The organism is Enterococcus dongliensis (genome assembly GCF_031927985.1).
Classification (GTDB): Bacteria; Bacillota; Bacilli; order Lactobacillales; family Enterococcaceae; genus Enterococcus_A; species Enterococcus_A dongliensis.
Genome location: NZ_JARPZC010000001.1, coordinates 56,355 through 74,581 on the forward strand (window position 1 = coordinate 56,355; position 18,227 = coordinate 74,581).

The 18,227-nt window shown below is 39.1% G+C and carries 15 protein-coding genes; 2 read left to right on the forward strand and 13 right to left on the reverse strand.

Annotated elements, in window-relative coordinates; translation table 11 throughout:
* Window positions 1-12 precede the first annotated feature (12 nt).
* Both nrdE and nrdF read left to right on the forward strand, forming a co-directional pair.
* Window positions 13-2,172, forward strand: coding sequence for a class 1b ribonucleoside-diphosphate reductase subunit alpha (gene nrdE, locus P7D84_RS00265; RefSeq protein WP_311804636.1), 2,160 nt, complete (start codon window positions 13-15; stop codon window positions 2,170-2,172).
* A gap of 73 nt (window positions 2,173-2,245) precedes the next feature.
* Window positions 2,246-3,211 (forward strand): class 1b ribonucleoside-diphosphate reductase subunit beta, encoded by a 966-nt coding sequence (gene nrdF, locus P7D84_RS00270; RefSeq protein WP_137602989.1) that lies wholly within the window; start codon window positions 2,246-2,248, stop codon window positions 3,209-3,211.
* A 32-nt stretch (window positions 3,212-3,243) separates the two neighbouring features.
* Here the strand turns inward: nrdF and P7D84_RS00275 are convergent, their stop codons facing one another.
* The 13 genes from P7D84_RS00275 to P7D84_RS00335 form a co-directional block, all read right to left on the reverse strand.
* Window positions 3,244-3,948, reverse strand: coding sequence for an MgtC/SapB family protein (locus P7D84_RS00275; RefSeq protein WP_137602988.1), 705 nt, complete (start codon window positions 3,946-3,948; stop codon window positions 3,244-3,246).
* Window positions 3,949-4,049: 101 nt separating this feature from the next.
* A complete protein-coding gene (locus P7D84_RS00280) occupies window positions 4,050-4,757 on the reverse strand; it encodes a pseudouridine synthase (protein WP_137602987.1) in 708 nt (235 codons plus the stop codon).
* Window positions 4,758-4,922: 165 nt separating this feature from the next.
* Window positions 4,923-5,624 (reverse strand): glucosamine-6-phosphate deaminase, encoded by a 702-nt coding sequence (gene nagB / locus P7D84_RS00285; RefSeq protein ID WP_311804637.1) that lies wholly within the window; start codon window positions 5,622-5,624, stop codon window positions 4,923-4,925.
* 155 nt (window positions 5,625-5,779) lie between these two features.
* Window positions 5,780-6,919: a mannitol-1-phosphate 5-dehydrogenase gene (locus P7D84_RS00290; RefSeq protein ID WP_311804638.1), complete on the reverse strand. Its 1,140-nt coding sequence runs from the start codon at window positions 6,917-6,919 to the stop codon at window positions 5,780-5,782.
* Window position 6,920: 1 nt separating this feature from the next.
* A complete protein-coding gene (locus tag P7D84_RS00295; RefSeq protein WP_311804639.1) occupies window positions 6,921-7,358 on the reverse strand; it encodes a PTS mannitol transporter subunit IIA in 438 nt (145 codons plus the stop codon).
* A 26-nt stretch (window positions 7,359-7,384) separates the two neighbouring features.
* Entirely contained in the window at window positions 7,385-9,436 is a 2,052-nt protein-coding gene (locus P7D84_RS00300; protein ID WP_311804640.1) for a BglG family transcription antiterminator, read from the reverse strand.
* 87 nt (window positions 9,437-9,523) lie between these two features.
* Complete coding sequence (locus tag P7D84_RS00305) at window positions 9,524-11,284, reverse strand: PTS mannitol transporter subunit IIBC (protein WP_137602982.1); 1,761 nt, start codon at window positions 11,282-11,284, stop codon at window positions 9,524-9,526.
* Window positions 11,285-11,436: 152 nt separating this feature from the next.
* Complete coding sequence (locus P7D84_RS00310; RefSeq protein WP_137602981.1) at window positions 11,437-11,808, reverse strand: DUF956 family protein; 372 nt, start codon at window positions 11,806-11,808, stop codon at window positions 11,437-11,439.
* Between the two features lie 109 nt (window positions 11,809-11,917).
* Window positions 11,918-12,829 (reverse strand): PTS system mannose/fructose/sorbose family transporter subunit IID, encoded by a 912-nt coding sequence (locus P7D84_RS00315; protein WP_137602980.1) that lies wholly within the window; start codon window positions 12,827-12,829, stop codon window positions 11,918-11,920.
* 21 nt (window positions 12,830-12,850) lie between these two features.
* On the reverse strand, window positions 12,851-13,654 hold the full coding sequence (locus P7D84_RS00320) for a PTS mannose/fructose/sorbose transporter subunit IIC (RefSeq protein ID WP_137602979.1): 804 nt from the start codon (window positions 13,652-13,654) through the stop codon (window positions 12,851-12,853).
* Window positions 13,655-13,688: 34 nt separating this feature from the next.
* Window positions 13,689-14,681, reverse strand: coding sequence for a mannose/fructose/sorbose PTS transporter subunit IIA (locus tag P7D84_RS00325; protein WP_137602978.1), 993 nt, complete (start codon window positions 14,679-14,681; stop codon window positions 13,689-13,691).
* A 77-nt stretch (window positions 14,682-14,758) separates the two neighbouring features.
* A complete protein-coding gene (locus tag P7D84_RS00330; protein WP_311804641.1) occupies window positions 14,759-15,259 on the reverse strand; it encodes a PTS sugar transporter subunit IIB in 501 nt (166 codons plus the stop codon).
* Window positions 15,260-15,450: 191 nt separating this feature from the next.
* On the reverse strand, window positions 15,451-18,222 hold the full coding sequence (locus P7D84_RS00335) for a sigma-54-dependent transcriptional regulator (RefSeq protein ID WP_311804642.1): 2,772 nt from the start codon (window positions 18,220-18,222) through the stop codon (window positions 15,451-15,453).
* Window positions 18,223-18,227: the final 5 nt, after the last annotated feature.

Sequence of the window (18,227 nt, forward strand, 5' to 3'; positions counted from 1 at the left end):
AGATGTGATGAAATGAGTTTAAAAAACTTAGGAGACGTCTCCTACTTCAAGTTGAACAATGAAATCAATCGTCCAGTAAATGGACAGATTCCACTAAACAAAGACAAAGAAGCCTTAGCTGCTTTTTTCAAAGAAAATGTTGAACCAAATACGCATACTTTTTCTTCTGTTCAAGAAAAAATCGACTACTTGATTACAGAAAACTTTTTAGAAGCAGCGTTTATCGCCAAATATACCCCAGCTTTTATTGAAAAACTGTTTGATTATTTAGCTGACCAACATTTTACTTTCAAATCATTTATGGCAGCGTATAAATTCTATTCCCAATACGCTCTAAAAAACAATGCTGGGACAGAGTATTTAGAAAGTTACGAAGACCGTGTAGCATTTAACGCATTGTATTTTGCGGATGGAGATGAACAATTGGCTCTAGCACTTGCGGATGAAATGATCCATCAGCGCTACCAACCAGCTACTCCTTCATTTTTAAATGCTGGACGAAAACGGCGTGGTGAATTAGTCTCTTGTTTTTTGATCCAAGTGACAGATGATATGAACAGTATTGGGCGTTCCATCAATTCTGCTTTGCAATTATCACGAATCGGCGGTGGCGTCGGAATCAATTTATCAAACTTACGCGAAGCCGGCGCACCGATTAAAGGATTTGAAGGAGCCGCAAGCGGTGTCGTTCCAGTAATGAAATTATTTGAAGATAGTTTCTCTTATTCTAATCAATTAGGACAACGTCAAGGCGCTGGTGTTGTTTACCTTGATGTCTTCCATCCAGATATCGAGATGTTCTTATCCGCCAAAAAAGAAAATGCTGATGAAAAGATCCGCGTGAAGACTCTTTCATTAGGTGTGACCGTTCCTGATAAATTTTATGAATTAGCCCGTAAAAATGAAGAGATGTATTTGTTCAGCCCTTATGGTATTGAGCGCGAATATGGTGTCCCTTACTCTTATGTCGATATCACAAAAGAATACGATAACTTAGTCACCAATCCAAATATCCGTAAGAAAAAGATCCGTGCCCGTGATTTAGAGAATGAATTGTCTAAATTGCAGCAAGAATCAGGCTATCCTTACATCATCAATATCGATACAGCCAATCGTACCAATCCGATTGATGGAAAAATCGTTATGAGCAATCTATGTTCTGAGATTTTACAAGTCCAAACCCCTTCAGTAATCAATGGTCGGCAAGAATATGACGTATTAGGGACCGATATTTCCTGCAACCTTGGTTCAACCAATATCGTCAATTTGATGGACAGTCCTGATTTTGGTCAATCTGTTCGGACGATGGTGCGTGCACTGACTTTTGTGACAGATGAATCAGATATCGACGTTGTTCCTTCAATCCAAAATGGTAACAAGTTAAATCATACAATCGGACTTGGAGCGATGGGCTTGCATAGTTTCTTTGCTAAGCATTTGATGGAATATGGTTCAGCAGAATCCATCGATTTTACAAATATCTATTTTACATTACTGAATTATTGGACGTTAGTAGAAAGTAACGAACTTGCCAAAGAACGGCAAACGGTCTTTCATAACTTTGAAAAATCAGCTTATGCCGACGGTTCATATTTTGATAAATACACAGCCGGCGAGTTTGTACCAAAAACTGATAAAGTCAAAGAGATTTTCAAAGAAATCTTTATCCCTACAGCTGAAGATTGGCAAGCCTTAAAAGAAGCTGTCCAAAAAGATGGTTTGTATCATCAAAATCGGTTAGCCGTTGCTCCAAATGGTTCAATCTCTTATATCAATGACACGAGCGCTAGTTTACATCCCATCACTCGTCTGATTGAAGAACGCCAAGAAAAGAAAATCGGCAAGATTTATTATCCTGCGCCTTACTTAAATAATGATACACTGCCGTATTACACTTCAGCTTATGATATGGATATGCGCAAGGTGATTGATGTTTATGCAACCGCACAACAGCATATCGATCAAGGCATGAGTTTGACTTTATTTATGCGTTCTGAGATTCCTGAAGGCTTATATGAATGGAAGACAGAAAGCAAACAAACGACACGCGACTTGAATATTTTACGTAATTACGCTTTTTACAAAGGATGCAAATCAATTTATTACGTCCGCACCTTTACCGATGATGCAGAAGAAATTGGTTCGAACCAATGTGAGAGCTGCGTCATTTAACAACGTCCCTCTTGAGTAAATCTCAAGAGGGAAAAATTTGTGTGTTAGCAAAAGAGTGATAGGAGGAAAAAACATGGCAGAAACTTATTATGAAGCCATTAACTGGAACGAGATTGAAGACATCATCGATAAATCAACCTGGGAAAAATTAACGGAACAATTTTGGTTGGATACACGGATTCCGTTATCAAATGACTTAGATGATTGGCGGAAACTATCAGACTTAGAAAAAACGGTTGTTGGATATGTTTTTGGTGGATTGACACTATTGGATACTGTCCAATCTGAAAGCGGCATGGATCAGTTACGCAAAGATGTCCGTACTCCCCATGAAGAAGCCGTTCTTAACAATATTCAATTTATGGAATCTGTTCACGCCAAAAGTTATTCATCTATTTTCAGTACATTGAACACTAAATCAGAGATTGATGACATTTTTGAATGGACCAATACGAATCAATACTTGCAAAAAAAAGCGGAACGAATCAATGAAATCTACAAAAATGGTACGCCGTTAGAAAAAAAAATCGCCAGTGTCTTTTTAGAAACATTTCTATTTTATTCTGGTTTTTATACGCCGTTGTATTATTTAGGAAATAATAAATTAGCCAATGTTGCAGAAATCATTAAATTGATCATCCGTGACGAATCGGTACATGGAACGTACATTGGTTACAAATTCCAACGCGGTTATAACGAATTGCCTGAAACCGAACAAGAACGTCTGAAAGAATGGATGTATGATCTGCTTTATGAATTGTATGAAAATGAAGAACATTACACCGAAGAATTGTATGACGAAATCGGTTGGACAGAAGAGGTTAAAACATTTCTGCGTTATAATGCCAACAAAGCTTTGATGAACCTTGGGATGGACCCATTATTCCCAGACACCGCAGATGATGTGAACCCTATCGTTATGAATGGAATCTCTACCGGGACGAGCAATCACGACTTCTTCTCACAAGTGGGCAATGGTTACTTGCTTGGTCATGTTGAAGCGATGAATGACGATGATTATTTGATTGGTTTAGACTAAAAAAAGAAACTCCTTTTCTGGAGTTTCTTTTTTTAGATATTAATCATTCGTAATTTTGTAATGTTTTTATACATCGATAAATCTTCGATCACATCCGTGTAATTCATCCCACGTGGCATATCAATGGTATAAACATTGGTATAGATTCGATAATCATCCATAAAATCGACATCAAAATCGACATCTTCTACTTCGATTTTTTTACTGTCAAAGTAGTTCATAATGAACTCTTTCGTTGCTTCTCGATGAATATAGCGTATCTCAAGTTTTTTACTAGCATTGATTCTCACGACACGTTTTACAACAGTCAACGCCAAAATGATTCCAACAAAACTGCAAACAGCGATTGTATAATAGCCCATTCCTATCGCAATTCCTAATCCAGCCCCTGCCCAGATCGAAGCAGCTGTCGTCAATCCTTTGACCGACCGATTGCTGACCATAATCGTCCCAGCACCGAGAAAACCGATTCCGCTAACGACTTGTGCAATCAACCGAGCTTCATCTGCTCGAACGACTCCAACATATTCTGGCTTCGCCGCGGCGTATTGCAATGCTTGATCGGCAATCTCTACTTGGATCAACGCAATGATGGTCGCTCCCATACAGACCAAAATATGCGTTCGGATTCCTGCTGGTCGGTTTTTGTATTCACGTTCCATTCCAATGGCGCCACCCATGATCATGGCTAAAAATAAACGCAACATAATTTCATAAACAGATAATTTCAGATCCATTTGAGCATCGCCTCCTCGTTTCTGCTAACAACATCTTTATTAGATATGTTCCAACTCGCTGATACTTTTAGTATAGCACGGTCAAGAAAAAAATGAGTATCTTAACCTTTTAACTGGTCTACTTCAGCCGCACTCAACGGTCGGTAGGTTCCTTTCGTCAATGCATTTGGTAAAGTCAGCTCTCCCATTCGGATTCTTTTCAAATAGGTCACTTCTTTTCCACAAGCTTTGACCATCCGCTTCACTTGATGAAATTTTCCTTCGTGTAAAATGATTCGAACTTTGGATGTTTTTTCTGACGTTTCATCGATCAATAATGTTGCCGGTAACGTCAACGTCCCATCCAATACAATCCCCTCAATAAACCGTCGTTGATCTTCTTTGGTCATTACGCCATCAATCTCAGCATAATATTCTTTTTCTATATGTTTTTTCGGTGACAATAGCTCGTGGGCCAATTTACCGTCATTTGTAATCAGCAATAAGCCTTCGGTATCTTTATCAAGTCGTCCAACCGGAAACAAATCACTACGAAAATCTTTTTCATCAAATAAATCGATGACTGTTCGATCGCGCTTATCTTCCGTCGCACTAACGACCCCAGCAGGTTTATGCAATAAATAGTAGTAAAATTCTTGATAATGCAATCGTTCATCTTGAAACATGACGAGATCTTTTGCTGGCTCAATCTGCCGCTTATCTGATTTTTCAAGCTGTTGATTGACAGTAATCTGACCTCGTTTGATCAATTGTTTAACTTCTTTGCGACTTCCTAAACCAACTTCGGCTAAAAATTTATCTAAACGCATCGCTTCTGCTAGCCTCCTAAAAATTTCTCTAGTTTTCACTATAGCCAAAGAAAGAATAAGAAGCAAGGTGTTCTGTTTAAACATTTTTACTAAACGGTTGTTTGTCATCGGATTTTTTAAATAAAAAAGTACCAAGGAAATATCCTTGGTACAAACCGTTACATTTTATAATTTGCTGGCTGCATCTTCGTCAACGATTACTGTTACATCAGCATGATTTTGCAGCACACTTGCTGGAACATCTGTTGTTACTGAACCGTTGATCATATCTTTGATTGCGTCGGCTTTATCAGTACCAAAAGCCATCAACAAGATTTTTTTGCTCTGCATGATTGAACCAATTCCCATTGACAATGCATGAGTTGGAACATCTTCAACTTTCTCGAAATTACGTTTGTTGGCTTCAATAGTTGATTCTGTCAATTCAACGACATGAGTAGTCACGTCAAATGGTGTCCCTGGTTCATTGAAACCGATATGAGCGTTGCGGCCAATCCCTAATACTTGTAGATCGATTGGATGATTAGCAATCACGCCATCGTATCGTTTGCATTCAGCAGCTAAGTCTTCAGCTTTACCATTAGGAACAAAAGTTTCTTTAAATGGTTTTTGGTTGAATAGTTGATCATTCATGAAGTAGCGATAACTTTGAACATCGTCGCCAGCTAATCCAACATATTCATCTAAGTTTACAGAAGTCATTTCTGAAAAATCTAACTCACTAGACGTCATTTCTTTATATAAAGTTTCAGGAGTACTACCAGTTGCTAATCCTAACACTTTTGCACCGTTTGCCATTCCATCTTTGATGATTTCAAATGCTTTTTTTCCGCCTTCATTGGCATCTTTCACGCGAATTACTTTCATGGGTAAACGCTCCTTTATCATTTTGGTATACACCAATCCTATCATCATTTCCTATTTTTTTCAACAAGTCTAGACCAAAAATTAATTTTTTATCATTTTTACAACTAGACACAGAAAAACTCCCGCTCAAAATATTGAGCAGGAGTCAGAGAAGTTTATTTTTGATAGTTTGTCACGATCTCTGTAATCAGTTGATCATCTTTTAAGGCAGTGACTTGTTGAATGACTTCTGAAACAGTTTTTTCTTTTAATAAGCTTTGCAATTCAACACTTTGCTCGTCTTTTGGATCATCGTATTTCAAGATCATCGCTACGACATCAACTAGATTCCCATAGGACAAATCCCGTTCTTTTAATTCACGAATCGGACGAATAAAGCGTTCGTCATAGCCTAATTTACGAATCGGCGTGCGAGCGACACGACTGATACTGTCTGAAATATATTTGTTTTCAAAACGGCTAACAATTTTATCAATATAAGCAAAATGTTTTTCCTTGTCAAAATCCCATTTATTGATTAATAAGCTGCCTGTTTCGCCTAGTACGGCACGTAATTTTTCTAACACTGTTTCATCTGCGATTGCTTCATCGATTGTTTCGTACCCTTTGTATGCACCAGTATAAGCTACTGTCGCATGACCTGTATTAACTGAAAATAATTTTCGTTCAATATACGGTTCTAAATCTTCGACATATTCCACATCCGTTAGACGCAAGTTTTTATTTTTGCTTTGCGTTGCATCAATGACCCATTCGCTGAAAGGTTCGACAGAAACAAATAACGGATCATCATGATGTTGGACCGGTACAATCCGGTCAACAGCTGCATTGGGGAAACCTACATATTGTTCAACATACGCCAAATCTTCAGCAGACAAGAATGTTTGCACTTTTTCAAACAAAAATTGGCTCCCGCCGATCATATTTTCACAAGCAACGACATCTAAAAAAGCTGTGTTCCCTTCACTACGACGTTTTTGGATGCCTTTTGCAATCAATTCTGCGATAAACGGCAAAATATTTGGTCCGATTGCAGTCGTAACAATATCGGCTTTGCTGACAGAATCGATGACTGCCTCCGGATTAGTTTGATTATTCAAGCCATCCACGTTTGTGACCTGGATTTCTTTTTGACTTTCATCTGCTAACTGGATTGTATATTCTTTTCGCTCCTTCAACGCATCGATGATTGTTTCATTGATATCGACAAAATCAATGGAAAAACCATTCTTCGCTAAAATCTCTCCGATAAATCCACGTCCAATATTTCCTGCACCAAAATGTGTTGCTTGCATGTTATTCTACCTCCTGAAGATAGCCAATGACTTCTTCTTTTGTTTTTGCATCTGCTAATTTTACTACATTTTCAACATCTGAACAAAAAATCGCAATCTTTTGCAAAATGTCTAAATGCTCATTCTCAATCCCGGCGATTCCAAATAATACCATCGCTACGTCCTCTGTATCATCTTTCCCAAATTGAACACCTTTTGGAACTTGGATGACTGAGATTCCACTTTTTTTCACGTAATGTTTTGCTTCATCTGTTCCATGAGGAATCGCGATAAAATTGCCCATGTAAACAGAAACCAATTTATTTCTTTCAATCATCGCATCGACATAACCTTCTTCAACGCAACCAGCTTCTACCAACAACTGACCGCTTGCACGAATCGCGTCTTCCTTATTTGTGTATCCTTGATCTAATAAAATCATTTCTGGCTTTAATTCCATTACAATTCCTCCCGCTTTTTCTAGCTCTACTCTTCTCGAATCTCTTTAACAAATAAAGAACTTAATAATTGATAAATGATCTCTTTGTTCCCGAATTTATAGATTTCTGTATTCAAGTCACTTTCGATCACTGAACTACTGATTTTTCCTAGTAAACTTTGTTGACTTTCTGGCATTGGATCAGGTGCGAGCAATAACAATACTCGCGTCAATTCAATACTTTTTTTATCCATCCCTTGGATCATAAATTTCTGATCTAAATCATAAATGGTAAATAGCGGCTCTTTGACATGGACATCTGCACAATGGAACAATGCAAAATTTGTTTTGGGGACACCAATCGGCGCAACCAAATATCGATCAATCACTCTATCTGTCACTTTTTTAGCATCGGTGACGATCGTTCCTTGTAATTGTCCAATGATATCAGCTAATGTCTGCTCAATCGTTTCTTGCGATTTTACAGATCGGACATCAAAATTTTGCAATAGATTATTTGCGATTCGCATCGTTTCATAGATTTCATCAAAGGCTGCGCTTGGTTCTTGTTTGAGCTCATTGATATTTTCGTTGATTTTATCTGGATGCAATGACTGGATATATTCTTTAATCTCTTTGATTTCATCTTCTAGCAGCAGCGGTGAAATCACCTTATATGGCAAATGAAAACCCGGTAGAAAGACCGTTGCTAATATCAGGTCATAACTTTTATAATCCAACTGATTCATTTCAGAGATTTTAGCTACTTGAACATTTTGAATCTCATCTAAATATCTGTGAATCCGACTCTCTAAGATCCGTGCCGTCCCGATTCCGCTTGAACATAACACCAAAGCTGAAAGCGCATGGCCGCTAGGGTGACGTTCTAAAGATGTCGCAAAATGGATTACGACATACCCTAACTCATCAAGAGTAAATTGATGATCAGGAAAAACTACTGCTAATTCTTGGATGATTGCGGTAGTCAATTGTTGATATTTTTCGCGGATCTTTTGCAACAATGGATTATTCGCACCTTGGATGACCGTCAAATTTCGTTTCAATGCTGCGGCCATATGTGCTGATAAATCATTAAACAATTGTTCATCTTTCCGAAAATCGATTGCTGTCGTTTCAGAAACCAGCCGAATCAATTCTTTGATTTTATACGATAACTCCACATCAAAACTATCAATAAAGATATTTTGAGGTTTTTTATAATTCACGCCTTCTAATTGAAAAGCAAAGAAACGAACTTCTTGCGGGGGAATTGATTTTTCGATCGTTGTGGCTACTTGAATCATCACCTGACCTGCAATCTGCATACTGTCAGGCTTGGCCTTGTTTTCTTGTTCAACTTCTACAAAGCGCTCTTGTTTCATTCGATCAATCGACAAAGCAAGTAAAATCAACACACGCTGCAATTGATTGTCCGTCACTTGTTCAAAAGCTTGTTGAGAAATTTTTTCAAAGATCTTACGTGCCAATAATAAACTTGATTGGCTCAGTAATTTTAAAAAGAAGTTATTGGTCATAGTTTCTGATTCATCCAGTAAATCAATGAAATGGAAAAAATCAAATTCACTGACACCGTTGTAAATCAAATTACTCAATAACTGGCGGCGCTGTTTCTCACGTCCAATGATTCGAATCCCGCGACCTTTTAGCCGCTGCAATTCTAAACGATAGTCAATCAAACTTTTTTCAATCGCTGCTAAATCGGAAGTAATCGTCGCCGGGCTGACCTTAAAATCAAGCGCCAGTCCTTCAATCGTCTCTTCTTCGTCCATTAATAATAAAGAGCAGACAATCGCACTTTGTCGTTGAACATTATCTGTGAATAATTCTGCTTGTTTTTCACCAAGCTGCTGCTGCAACTGTTCCAGGTTCAGCGATTCTCCAACGATACGATAGCCTTCGCCTCGTGGTTTGATGATTTGGATGTCTTGCGATTTGATGGTCTTTTCAATACTTGAAATCTCGCGATAGACCGTTCGCTTGCTGACTCGTAAAATATCTTGCAATTCCTCCGGCGTGATACCGTTGGGATAATCTAATAAAAGGGAAAGTATCTTTTTTTCACGAATCGAAAAATACACATTATCTCCTCCAATAATGTCAAAAGGATAAAAGCAGTGAGAATCCTCACTGCTTTAAGAGTAATACGATTCTGTGAAAAAGACTACTTATTTCTTTAAGTTTTGAATGACTTTGTCGTATTTTTCCGAAGCAACGAAATCGGTCAAAAGTACATGTGTCGCACTTGGTGCTTGTTGTTCTGCTTTGACTGTCTCACTTTCATTAGTGATGATTAACGCCGTTGTTTCATCTTGCAATTCACTGATCGGCACTACTGTTACAGGATAGTTCAATTCATTTTCTTTCAATAGTTTTTTCAAAGTCACTGCCCCCATGTTTGCGGAGCCTTTTACTTGATCATAACCAAAGACAATGTGATCTATTTTTGAATAATCAGCAAGACCTTGAACTACATCATCGGTCAAAGGTTGTTTTTTCACTTCTTCTGCAACCGGTGCTGAAGATAACGTTTCTACGATTTCATCATAACGTGGGGAGTTCATAAAGTTTTCAACTTGGACAAAGGTTGCATTCGGTGCTTTTTGTGCCGCACGTTCATGCAATTCTTCTTGCGTTACGATTAGTGCATTTGGATCATCAGTCAGATTATTGATTGCTGAATTAGAAACTGGCAACGATAATCCTGCTTTTTTCACTTTGTCGCGTAAAACTGAAGCACCCATTGCACTTGAACCCATACCAGCATCACAAGCAAAAATGATTTTATTTACTTTGCCAAATGTTGCTTGATTGTCTGCTTTTAATCCATCTTGCCCTTTACTTTGAGCTTTCGCATTGGCAACTGCTTCTTGTGTAGCTGCTAAATCGTCATCTTCACTGTGGTCTGATTTAATGATGACCATCGCTACTAAGAATGAAACCACACAGCCAACGATAATCCCAGCTAAGTTTGCAACAATACTTTCGGGAGGTGTCATTGCCATGATGGCAATAATCGAACCGGGTGAAGCTGCAGCTCGTAAACCAGCTCCTAATAATTGGAAAGTAAAGGTTCCGGCAACACCGCCTGCCATAACAGCTAAGAATAAAAGTGGTTTCATCATTACATATGGGAAATAAATTTCATGAATCCCGCCTAAGAATTGGATAATGATTGCACCGGGTGCAGAAGATTTTGCTGCTCCTTTACCAAATAACGTGAAGGCCAACAAGATCCCTAGACCTGGTCCAGGATTTGCTTCTAGCAAGAATAGAATCGATTTCCCCGTTTCTGCTGCTTGTTCAATTCCAAGCGGTGTCAAGATTCCATGATTGATCGCGTTGTTTAAGAATAAGATTTTTGCAGGTTCAATGAAAATATTGGCTAATGGCAATAGATGCATATTGATGATCGATTCAACACCAGATGCCATTAAATTCGTCAACGCTTCAACAACTGGTCCGATTCCATAAAATCCAAGTATTGCTAACGCAAAACCAATCAATCCAGAAGAAAAGTTATTGACTAACATTTCAAATCCGGCCTTGATTTTTTCTTGGAAAGCCTCGTCAAATTTCTTAATGCACCAGCCGCCTAATGGTCCCATCATCATAGCTCCGATAAACATCGGTACGTCTGATCCGACAATCACTCCCATCGCAGCGATTGCTCCCACGACTGCACCACGTTGTCCATGTACCATGCTACCACCGGTATAAGCGATTAATAATGGCAATAAGTAAGAAAGCATTGGTCCGACCAATGTGGCAAGTTGTTCATTAGGGATGTAGCCATCTGGGATAAATAGTGCCGTGATTACGCCCCAGGCAATAAAGCCTCCGATGTTGGGCATCACCATTCCCGACAGGTGACTACCTAGTCGTTGGACTTTGGCTTTTAATCCACTTTTCTGTCCAGCATTTTCCATTTTCATTTCCTCCTTGATATAAAATGATTTCGTTTACATTTTTATCATACCTTGTTGATAATCCGCTTTCAATTAATTGTACCTAGAGCTTTGGCACAGAGGTCTGTGCCAAAATTAAAAAGCCGTCTATCTTTAAGATAAACGACTCCTTCTTATTTATTTAATTTGTTACGGACACCACGTTTGATGACATCAAAAAAGCCAAGTGATCGAACCATGTGATCAGGATCGACGTGTTCACGAATCGCACGCAACACTTTTTTAGGTTCTTTTGACGCAAACGAGTACGTGCCGTTCTTTTTTGTTTGGATCGCATAACGCGGTATCCATTTTCCCTTAAACACAACAGAAGCAACGACATAATCCACTTCTTCCCATGGGATCTGAACGAATTTTCGGGCATCGCGATTATTGAAAAATTCAAAACCTTTATCACCGATCATGATTTTTCCGTAATCAGCAACACCGAGGTACGAGGTAGCATCGATCGTCAAATCGACCTTTGTATTGATTGACTGAACCATTAGACCTACTCCATTTCCATATATGTATCTGTTTCTCATTATACTTATTTTTCAGCTATTTAGCAAAAAAATGCCCGGGCAAGCCCGAGCATTTTACTGGTTGTTTCTCTTACATTACGCCTAATACGTGTAAGCCAACACCGACTACAAACAGACCAAGAATGATGATGATTGGAGAAACTTTTTTCTTCAATAACCACATGCAAAGTAATGTCAATAGTAATGCAGCAAGACCAGGAATCAATTGATCCAAGTTGTCTTGTAAAGTTGTAACTTTATGACTATCTAATGCTAGACCAGAAGCTTGTTGTGACAAAGCTTCTTTGATTCCTTGAGCACCAGCAGGTAATTTATCCCATTCGATATATGCACCTTCGTCTAGCTTAACAGTAGAAACAACTGGCGTGAATTTCACGTTTACCCAACGTTCTACTAAAGCTCCTAGCACGAACATCCCTAAGATTGATGCACCTTTAGTAACTTTTTGTAACAAACCGCCTGAAAGGTCATCTGTGATTTTAGAACCAGCTTTGTAGCCAAATTCTTGTGTATACCACATGAATGCCCAACGAATGATATTCCAAGCAAGGAAGAAGATGATTGGTCCCATGATGTTACCAGCTAATGCTAGAGAAGCTCCTAGAGCACCTAACATCGGACGGACAGTAAACCAGAAGACTGGGTCACCAACACCGGCTAAAGGTCCCATCATACCAACCTTAACCCCTTGAATTGCTACATCATCAACTGGTGCACCATTGGCACGTTCTTCTTCAAGTGCTAATGTAACCCCAAGAATTGGTGAAGCGATATATGGGTGCGTATTAAAGAATTCCAAGTGACGTTGCATTGCTAACGTACGGTCTTCTTTAGTTTTATATAATTTTTTGATTGCTGGCATCATTGCATAACACCAACCACCATTTTGCATACGTTCATAGTTCCAAGAACCTTGAATGAAGGTAGAACGCCATGCAACGGCTAAACGATCTTTTTTCGTTAATTCGATTTTTTCTGCCATTTTATTTCTCCTCCTTCAAGATTAATAATCATTCAAAATGTCGCCTAATGGGTCGCCAGTATTGCCTCCGCCACCATTAGATGAACCGCCAGAACTTTCTTGTAAGTTCAAGTAAATCAAAGCGAATGCGACTGCGATAACACCAAGTGCGATCAATGTTAATTGAGAGATAGCTGCGATAGCAAAACCAATTGCGAAGAATGGCCATACTTCTTTTGTAGCCATCATGTTGATAACCATTGCGTAACCAACGGCAACAACCATACCACCACCGATTGCCATACCGTCTGTTAACCATGCAGGCATTGATTCTAAGAATCCACGAACAGTATCAGCTGGGATAACTAATAATGCACCAGCTGGGATTGCAATACGAATCCCTTGCATACATACAGCGATGATATGCCACATTTCAACTTTGCGCATTTCACCTTTTTCAGCAGCAGTATCCATAAAGTGAACGATTGGCACAGCCAATGTACGAACGATCATTGTTAAGAACAAGCCGGCAACAGCTAGAGGAACAGCGATTGCGATAGCTGAAGAAACACCCTTAACTCCTTGACCACCTAAAACTAAAATAATTGCAGATGCAACAGATGCCAACGCAGCATCCGGTGCTACGGCAGCCCCGATGTTTGCCCAACCTAAGGCGATCATTTGAAGTGAGCCGCCAAGGACGATCCCAGCTTCTAAATTACCGGTTACTAAACCAATTAATGTACATGCTACTAGCGGTTGGTGGAATTGGAATTCATCCAAAATCCCTTCCATACCTGCTAGAAAGGCAACGATTACTACTAATACCATTGAAATACCAGACATTATAAGCCCTCCTATTTAAGTTAATTTTCGTTACTTAAGCTTTTTTCAATTCAGCTTTTGCTTTGTTTAGGATTTCATCCATGTTGTCTTTAGAATCATTTGGTACTTTACGTACATCAAATTTGATTCCTTGTGCTTTCAATTTTTCGAAAGTATCAACATCTTCTTGTCCCATTGACAATACTTTGCTTACTACGACTTTCCCAACTGAGTGAGCCATTGAGCCAACGTTGACTTCTTTAATATCAACACCGCCATCTACAGCTCGTAATACATCTTCAGGGTTTTCAAATAACAACAACGCTTTGGTATTACCGAAACGAGGGTCTTTTGAAATTTCAATCATTTTTTCAACAGGGATAACATTTGCTTTAACACCTGGGGGAGCAGCTTGTTCGATCAATTTTTTACGAAGATCGTCTTTTGCTACTGCATCTGAAACAACGATGATCCGGTTAGGACCTGTTGTTTTTGTCCAAGCAGTTGCAACTTGTCCATGAAGTAAACGAGAATCCACACGAGCCAATACAAATTTGATGTGACCATCACCAAGGACTGTTCCTTCTGGGATTGAACCTGTTGGTTGATTGCTTTCTACTGCAGCTGCAGGAGCTGCTTCAGCTGGTTCTAATTCCTCTGGACGAATTCTTACGCCTTCTTTAGCTGTACCTAAAATATGTGCAGCAATCTCATGCGCAGTTTCCATTGAGAAACGTGAAGCATATGCTTCAATCAACATTGGTAAGTTCATACCAGCAACGATTGCCCACTTGTCTTTGTGTTCTTCAAACAAGCTGTTTGCTTGGTTGAACGGAGTTCCACCCCAAAGATCGACTAAGAACAATACTTCGTCTTGGTTTTCGAAAGAGGCGATTGCTTCTTTCATTTTTGCTTTAATGTCATCCGGTCCTTCACTTGGCATCAAAGTAACAGCTTTGACATTTTCTTGTTCTCCAAAGATCATTGCTCCGGATTGCAAGATACCATTAGCGAATTCACCATGACTAGCAATGATAATTCCTACCATCTTTATACCTCCTACTTATTATTGTTACAGCTCAAAAATATAAATAAGTTCTTAAAAAACCTGTAACCAAAATTCATTTACTGCAGCATCTTTTCTTTTTTGATCAATTGTATCAAATCGGTCTTTCTGTCTGTCGGTACTTGGCGAATCTCTAATTCAATCCCTGCTTCTGCTAATCTAAGAAAAGACTGGATATCTTTTCCATCAACAGAAATAAAATTAGTGATCATTTTCTTGCCTTCACTAAATCGCATCCCGCCAATGTTGATTATTTGTAAATCAACACCTGCTTCAACGACATCCACCACATCTTGTGGCGAAGCAAACAGCAACATAATCTTCATACCATCAAACAATTGATCTTGATACACTTCAATCAGTTTTCTTTTTGTGACAACATTGGACTTGATTCCAGGTGGTGCAGCTTGTTTCAATAGGAACTTACGCAACTCATCATTTGCAACCTCATCACTGACTACTAAGATTCGCTCAATCCCTGTTGCTTTGGACCAAACCGTTGCTACCTGACCATGAATCAAACGATCATCGATACGAGTAAGTCGAATATCCATTACCATCCCACCACCTCCTGTTACTACAAGGCCAGATGCTAAAAGACTTGCTACAATTTTGAGCACTCTGTTAGCGTACTCACTTATAATAAAGCAAGTACTGTGCCAAAATACACTAATAAGAAATTCTTCAGCTAACGCCTTTTATAGCGATACACAAAAAGGATACAGTATACTGTATCCTTTTTGTGTATCATTTATGCGTTTATTTCATCATTGTTTTTTAGTAATTGGTAAATATAATAGCGCTCGGAAGTAGGAATTGTAATACGCAACTGGCTCTCCAATTCATTCAATCCCCGATTCATCGCGACATTATCTGTCACATTTTGATAGAGCTGTTTTGCTTTTTCGTCAACCTTCAATGGTTGTTTCAATATTCCGCGTTCAAGTGTCCCTGCCATATGCATCACAAAATTCACCATCAGTGCATAATCGGCGGAGTCGCCATCGTTTTTGATTACTGTTTTAGCTAATCGCCAAAGCGGCTCAATCAACTTATTGGGGTTGATGAAAGTAAAACTTTCTTCCATAAATTTGATACACAACTCACGCGCTTTATTCTCATCTAACATGACTTCTTCTTGTTCAGCTAAATCATTTTCCAGCAGCAATTCATCCAATACTTGATCGGCATTTTGATTGATGAATTTTTCCATCGGGATATAAGGGGCACCGACCTTAGGATCCACGATCCCAGTTGTTGCTAAAATCTTGAACTCTTGTTTGAAAAGAGGGACTTTTGTTTTGATATCTGTCACTGCTAACGTCAATACTTCGATGTGTTTTAAATTACGTTGTTGCAACGGCCGTTCAATAATTTCTTTCAATCGTTGCGCAGTTCCTTCACCAGAAGCACAAATTGCTAAAATCGCTTGTTTTTCTTGCGGTTCTTCTTTTTCTACGATTTGTCCGTAGCCGCGAAAGCCTTGTAACGATTCATACAATTCATTTACACCAGATCCTAAAACACTTGATTTACGTGCTGCTTCAATCAAGAGTGGGGTCGTGACCATGTCTAAGGTACAAACTTCAATCCCTGTTTCTTTTTGGATTTCTTCATTGAAAGTCGCCAGTGAACCCATATCCACCATGATTAAGACACCGCTGCCTTCATCAATCTGAGTGACTGCCTCTCGAATTTTTTCATAAGCCACGCGCGGATGCATATCCAATGGCATATCAACAGCAATGATATTTGTCACATCCAACAATTCCCGAACAACTTGAGCCATCGAGGACGCTGTACTGTTTCCATGTGCCGCTACTACTACCCCGATTTTTCCAGAAGATTGATCTTCTCGCAAAGAGACTAATAATACCGTCAAATAGTAATCTTCACTTTCCGGAATCTTTACTTGAAACTCTTTTTCGACCATGCGACGAATCTCTTGAGCCGCAGAAAATTCAGTTGGATAGTCCTTTGCCATCTCACGAATATTGGCATTGGTTTCACGGGTCTCACCGACGTGAATCTTTTTCAAAAAAGAAGAGATATGCAAACTCATCGCATAAATAAAGTTTTGTTGAAAGTGTGTTCGCAAACGTTCACTAACTAACACGGCAATTTTATTGCTGACTTCGATTACATGTTTATCGACAAACTCTGTCAAACGTGTCTCAGTGTCAAAAGTAAACCCATGATCTTTATAAAAAGATTTCAAATGGACATTGATATCTGTTGAAATAAAGTGGTTGATTGTTTCTTGATCCAGCCCCTCTGTTTTTAACAAAGCCGCTTTGTCGCCAATAATATCATACAGATTATAAGGCAGTTCATAAGTATCAGTTTTGATTAATTCATCAATTTCGTTAGGTGTGACGACCATCTCAGGTTCAAGATAAGGCGAAATATCAGTTGATTTGATTCGGTCGGCAGAAAGTTGGACTAATCCTGCTTTGATTCCTTCTGTCAAATCATTCAATGTGATATGGATTTCTTCATTCATCATGTGATTCATAAATCCCCGTGCACAAATCAATTGAACATTGGATTTTAATTGCCCAACATTTCCATAGGAGACACTGCCTAACAAAGCCTTTACAACATCTTCTGTCAATGTGATCTTGCGTTGAATCCGATTGGCTTCCATCGCCACCATCACACGAACCAGATCCAACTGTTCAGCTGCTGGTCGACTGCTAAAAGCCGGCATTTGAATATTGATTGGGATACGCCGCACAAAGGTATCTAATAACGCTGAATGAGGATCTTCTGTCGTAGCACCGACGATTCGAACGTTCGCAAAACGATTTTTTCCTGTTTCACCCAGTCGGCTGTAGGTTCCATGATCCATAAAGTAGAAGATCATTTCCTGACCTTCCGGCGGCAAACGATGAATCTCGTCTAAAAACAACATCCCGCCATCTGCTTGTTGGATCAACCCATCTTTTTCTGTATCAGCACCGGTAAAGGCGCCTTTTTCATAACCAAATAAATGGCTCATCAATAACTCCGGATTATTTGCATAATCCGCACAGTTAAAGACTACCAACTCTCGATCAGCTTCTACTACACCTTCTGTTTGAGCAAAACGAAACATGGCGTGCGCAAAAAAAGTTTTACCAGAACCAGTGGGCCCTGTGATCAAACAATTTAAGCCACGCGGCGGATATAAGATTGCTGCTTTTGCTTGTTCCACAGCGTTTCGCATACTACCAGTCGAACCGATGATTTGAGTAAAGACATTGTTGGAATTCTGTTTTAAGATTTTTTTTTCTGGCGACACTACTGAAGTTGATTTTACAGGAGCAGTGTTTGTGTCAAACGACGTATTTAGTGATTGGCTCGAAACAAAATAGCGAACAGGCCGGCCTTCGCTTTTACTTAATCGGCCTTCTTTAACAAGGAGATTCAAATCTTTACTAGCATTTGTTCGTTGGATGTCCAATGAATCTGCTACATCTTTTGTTGTGACATTTGCATTCTCCAAAACAAAGCGATAAATGCGGTCAATCCGTCGTTCCATTTAGC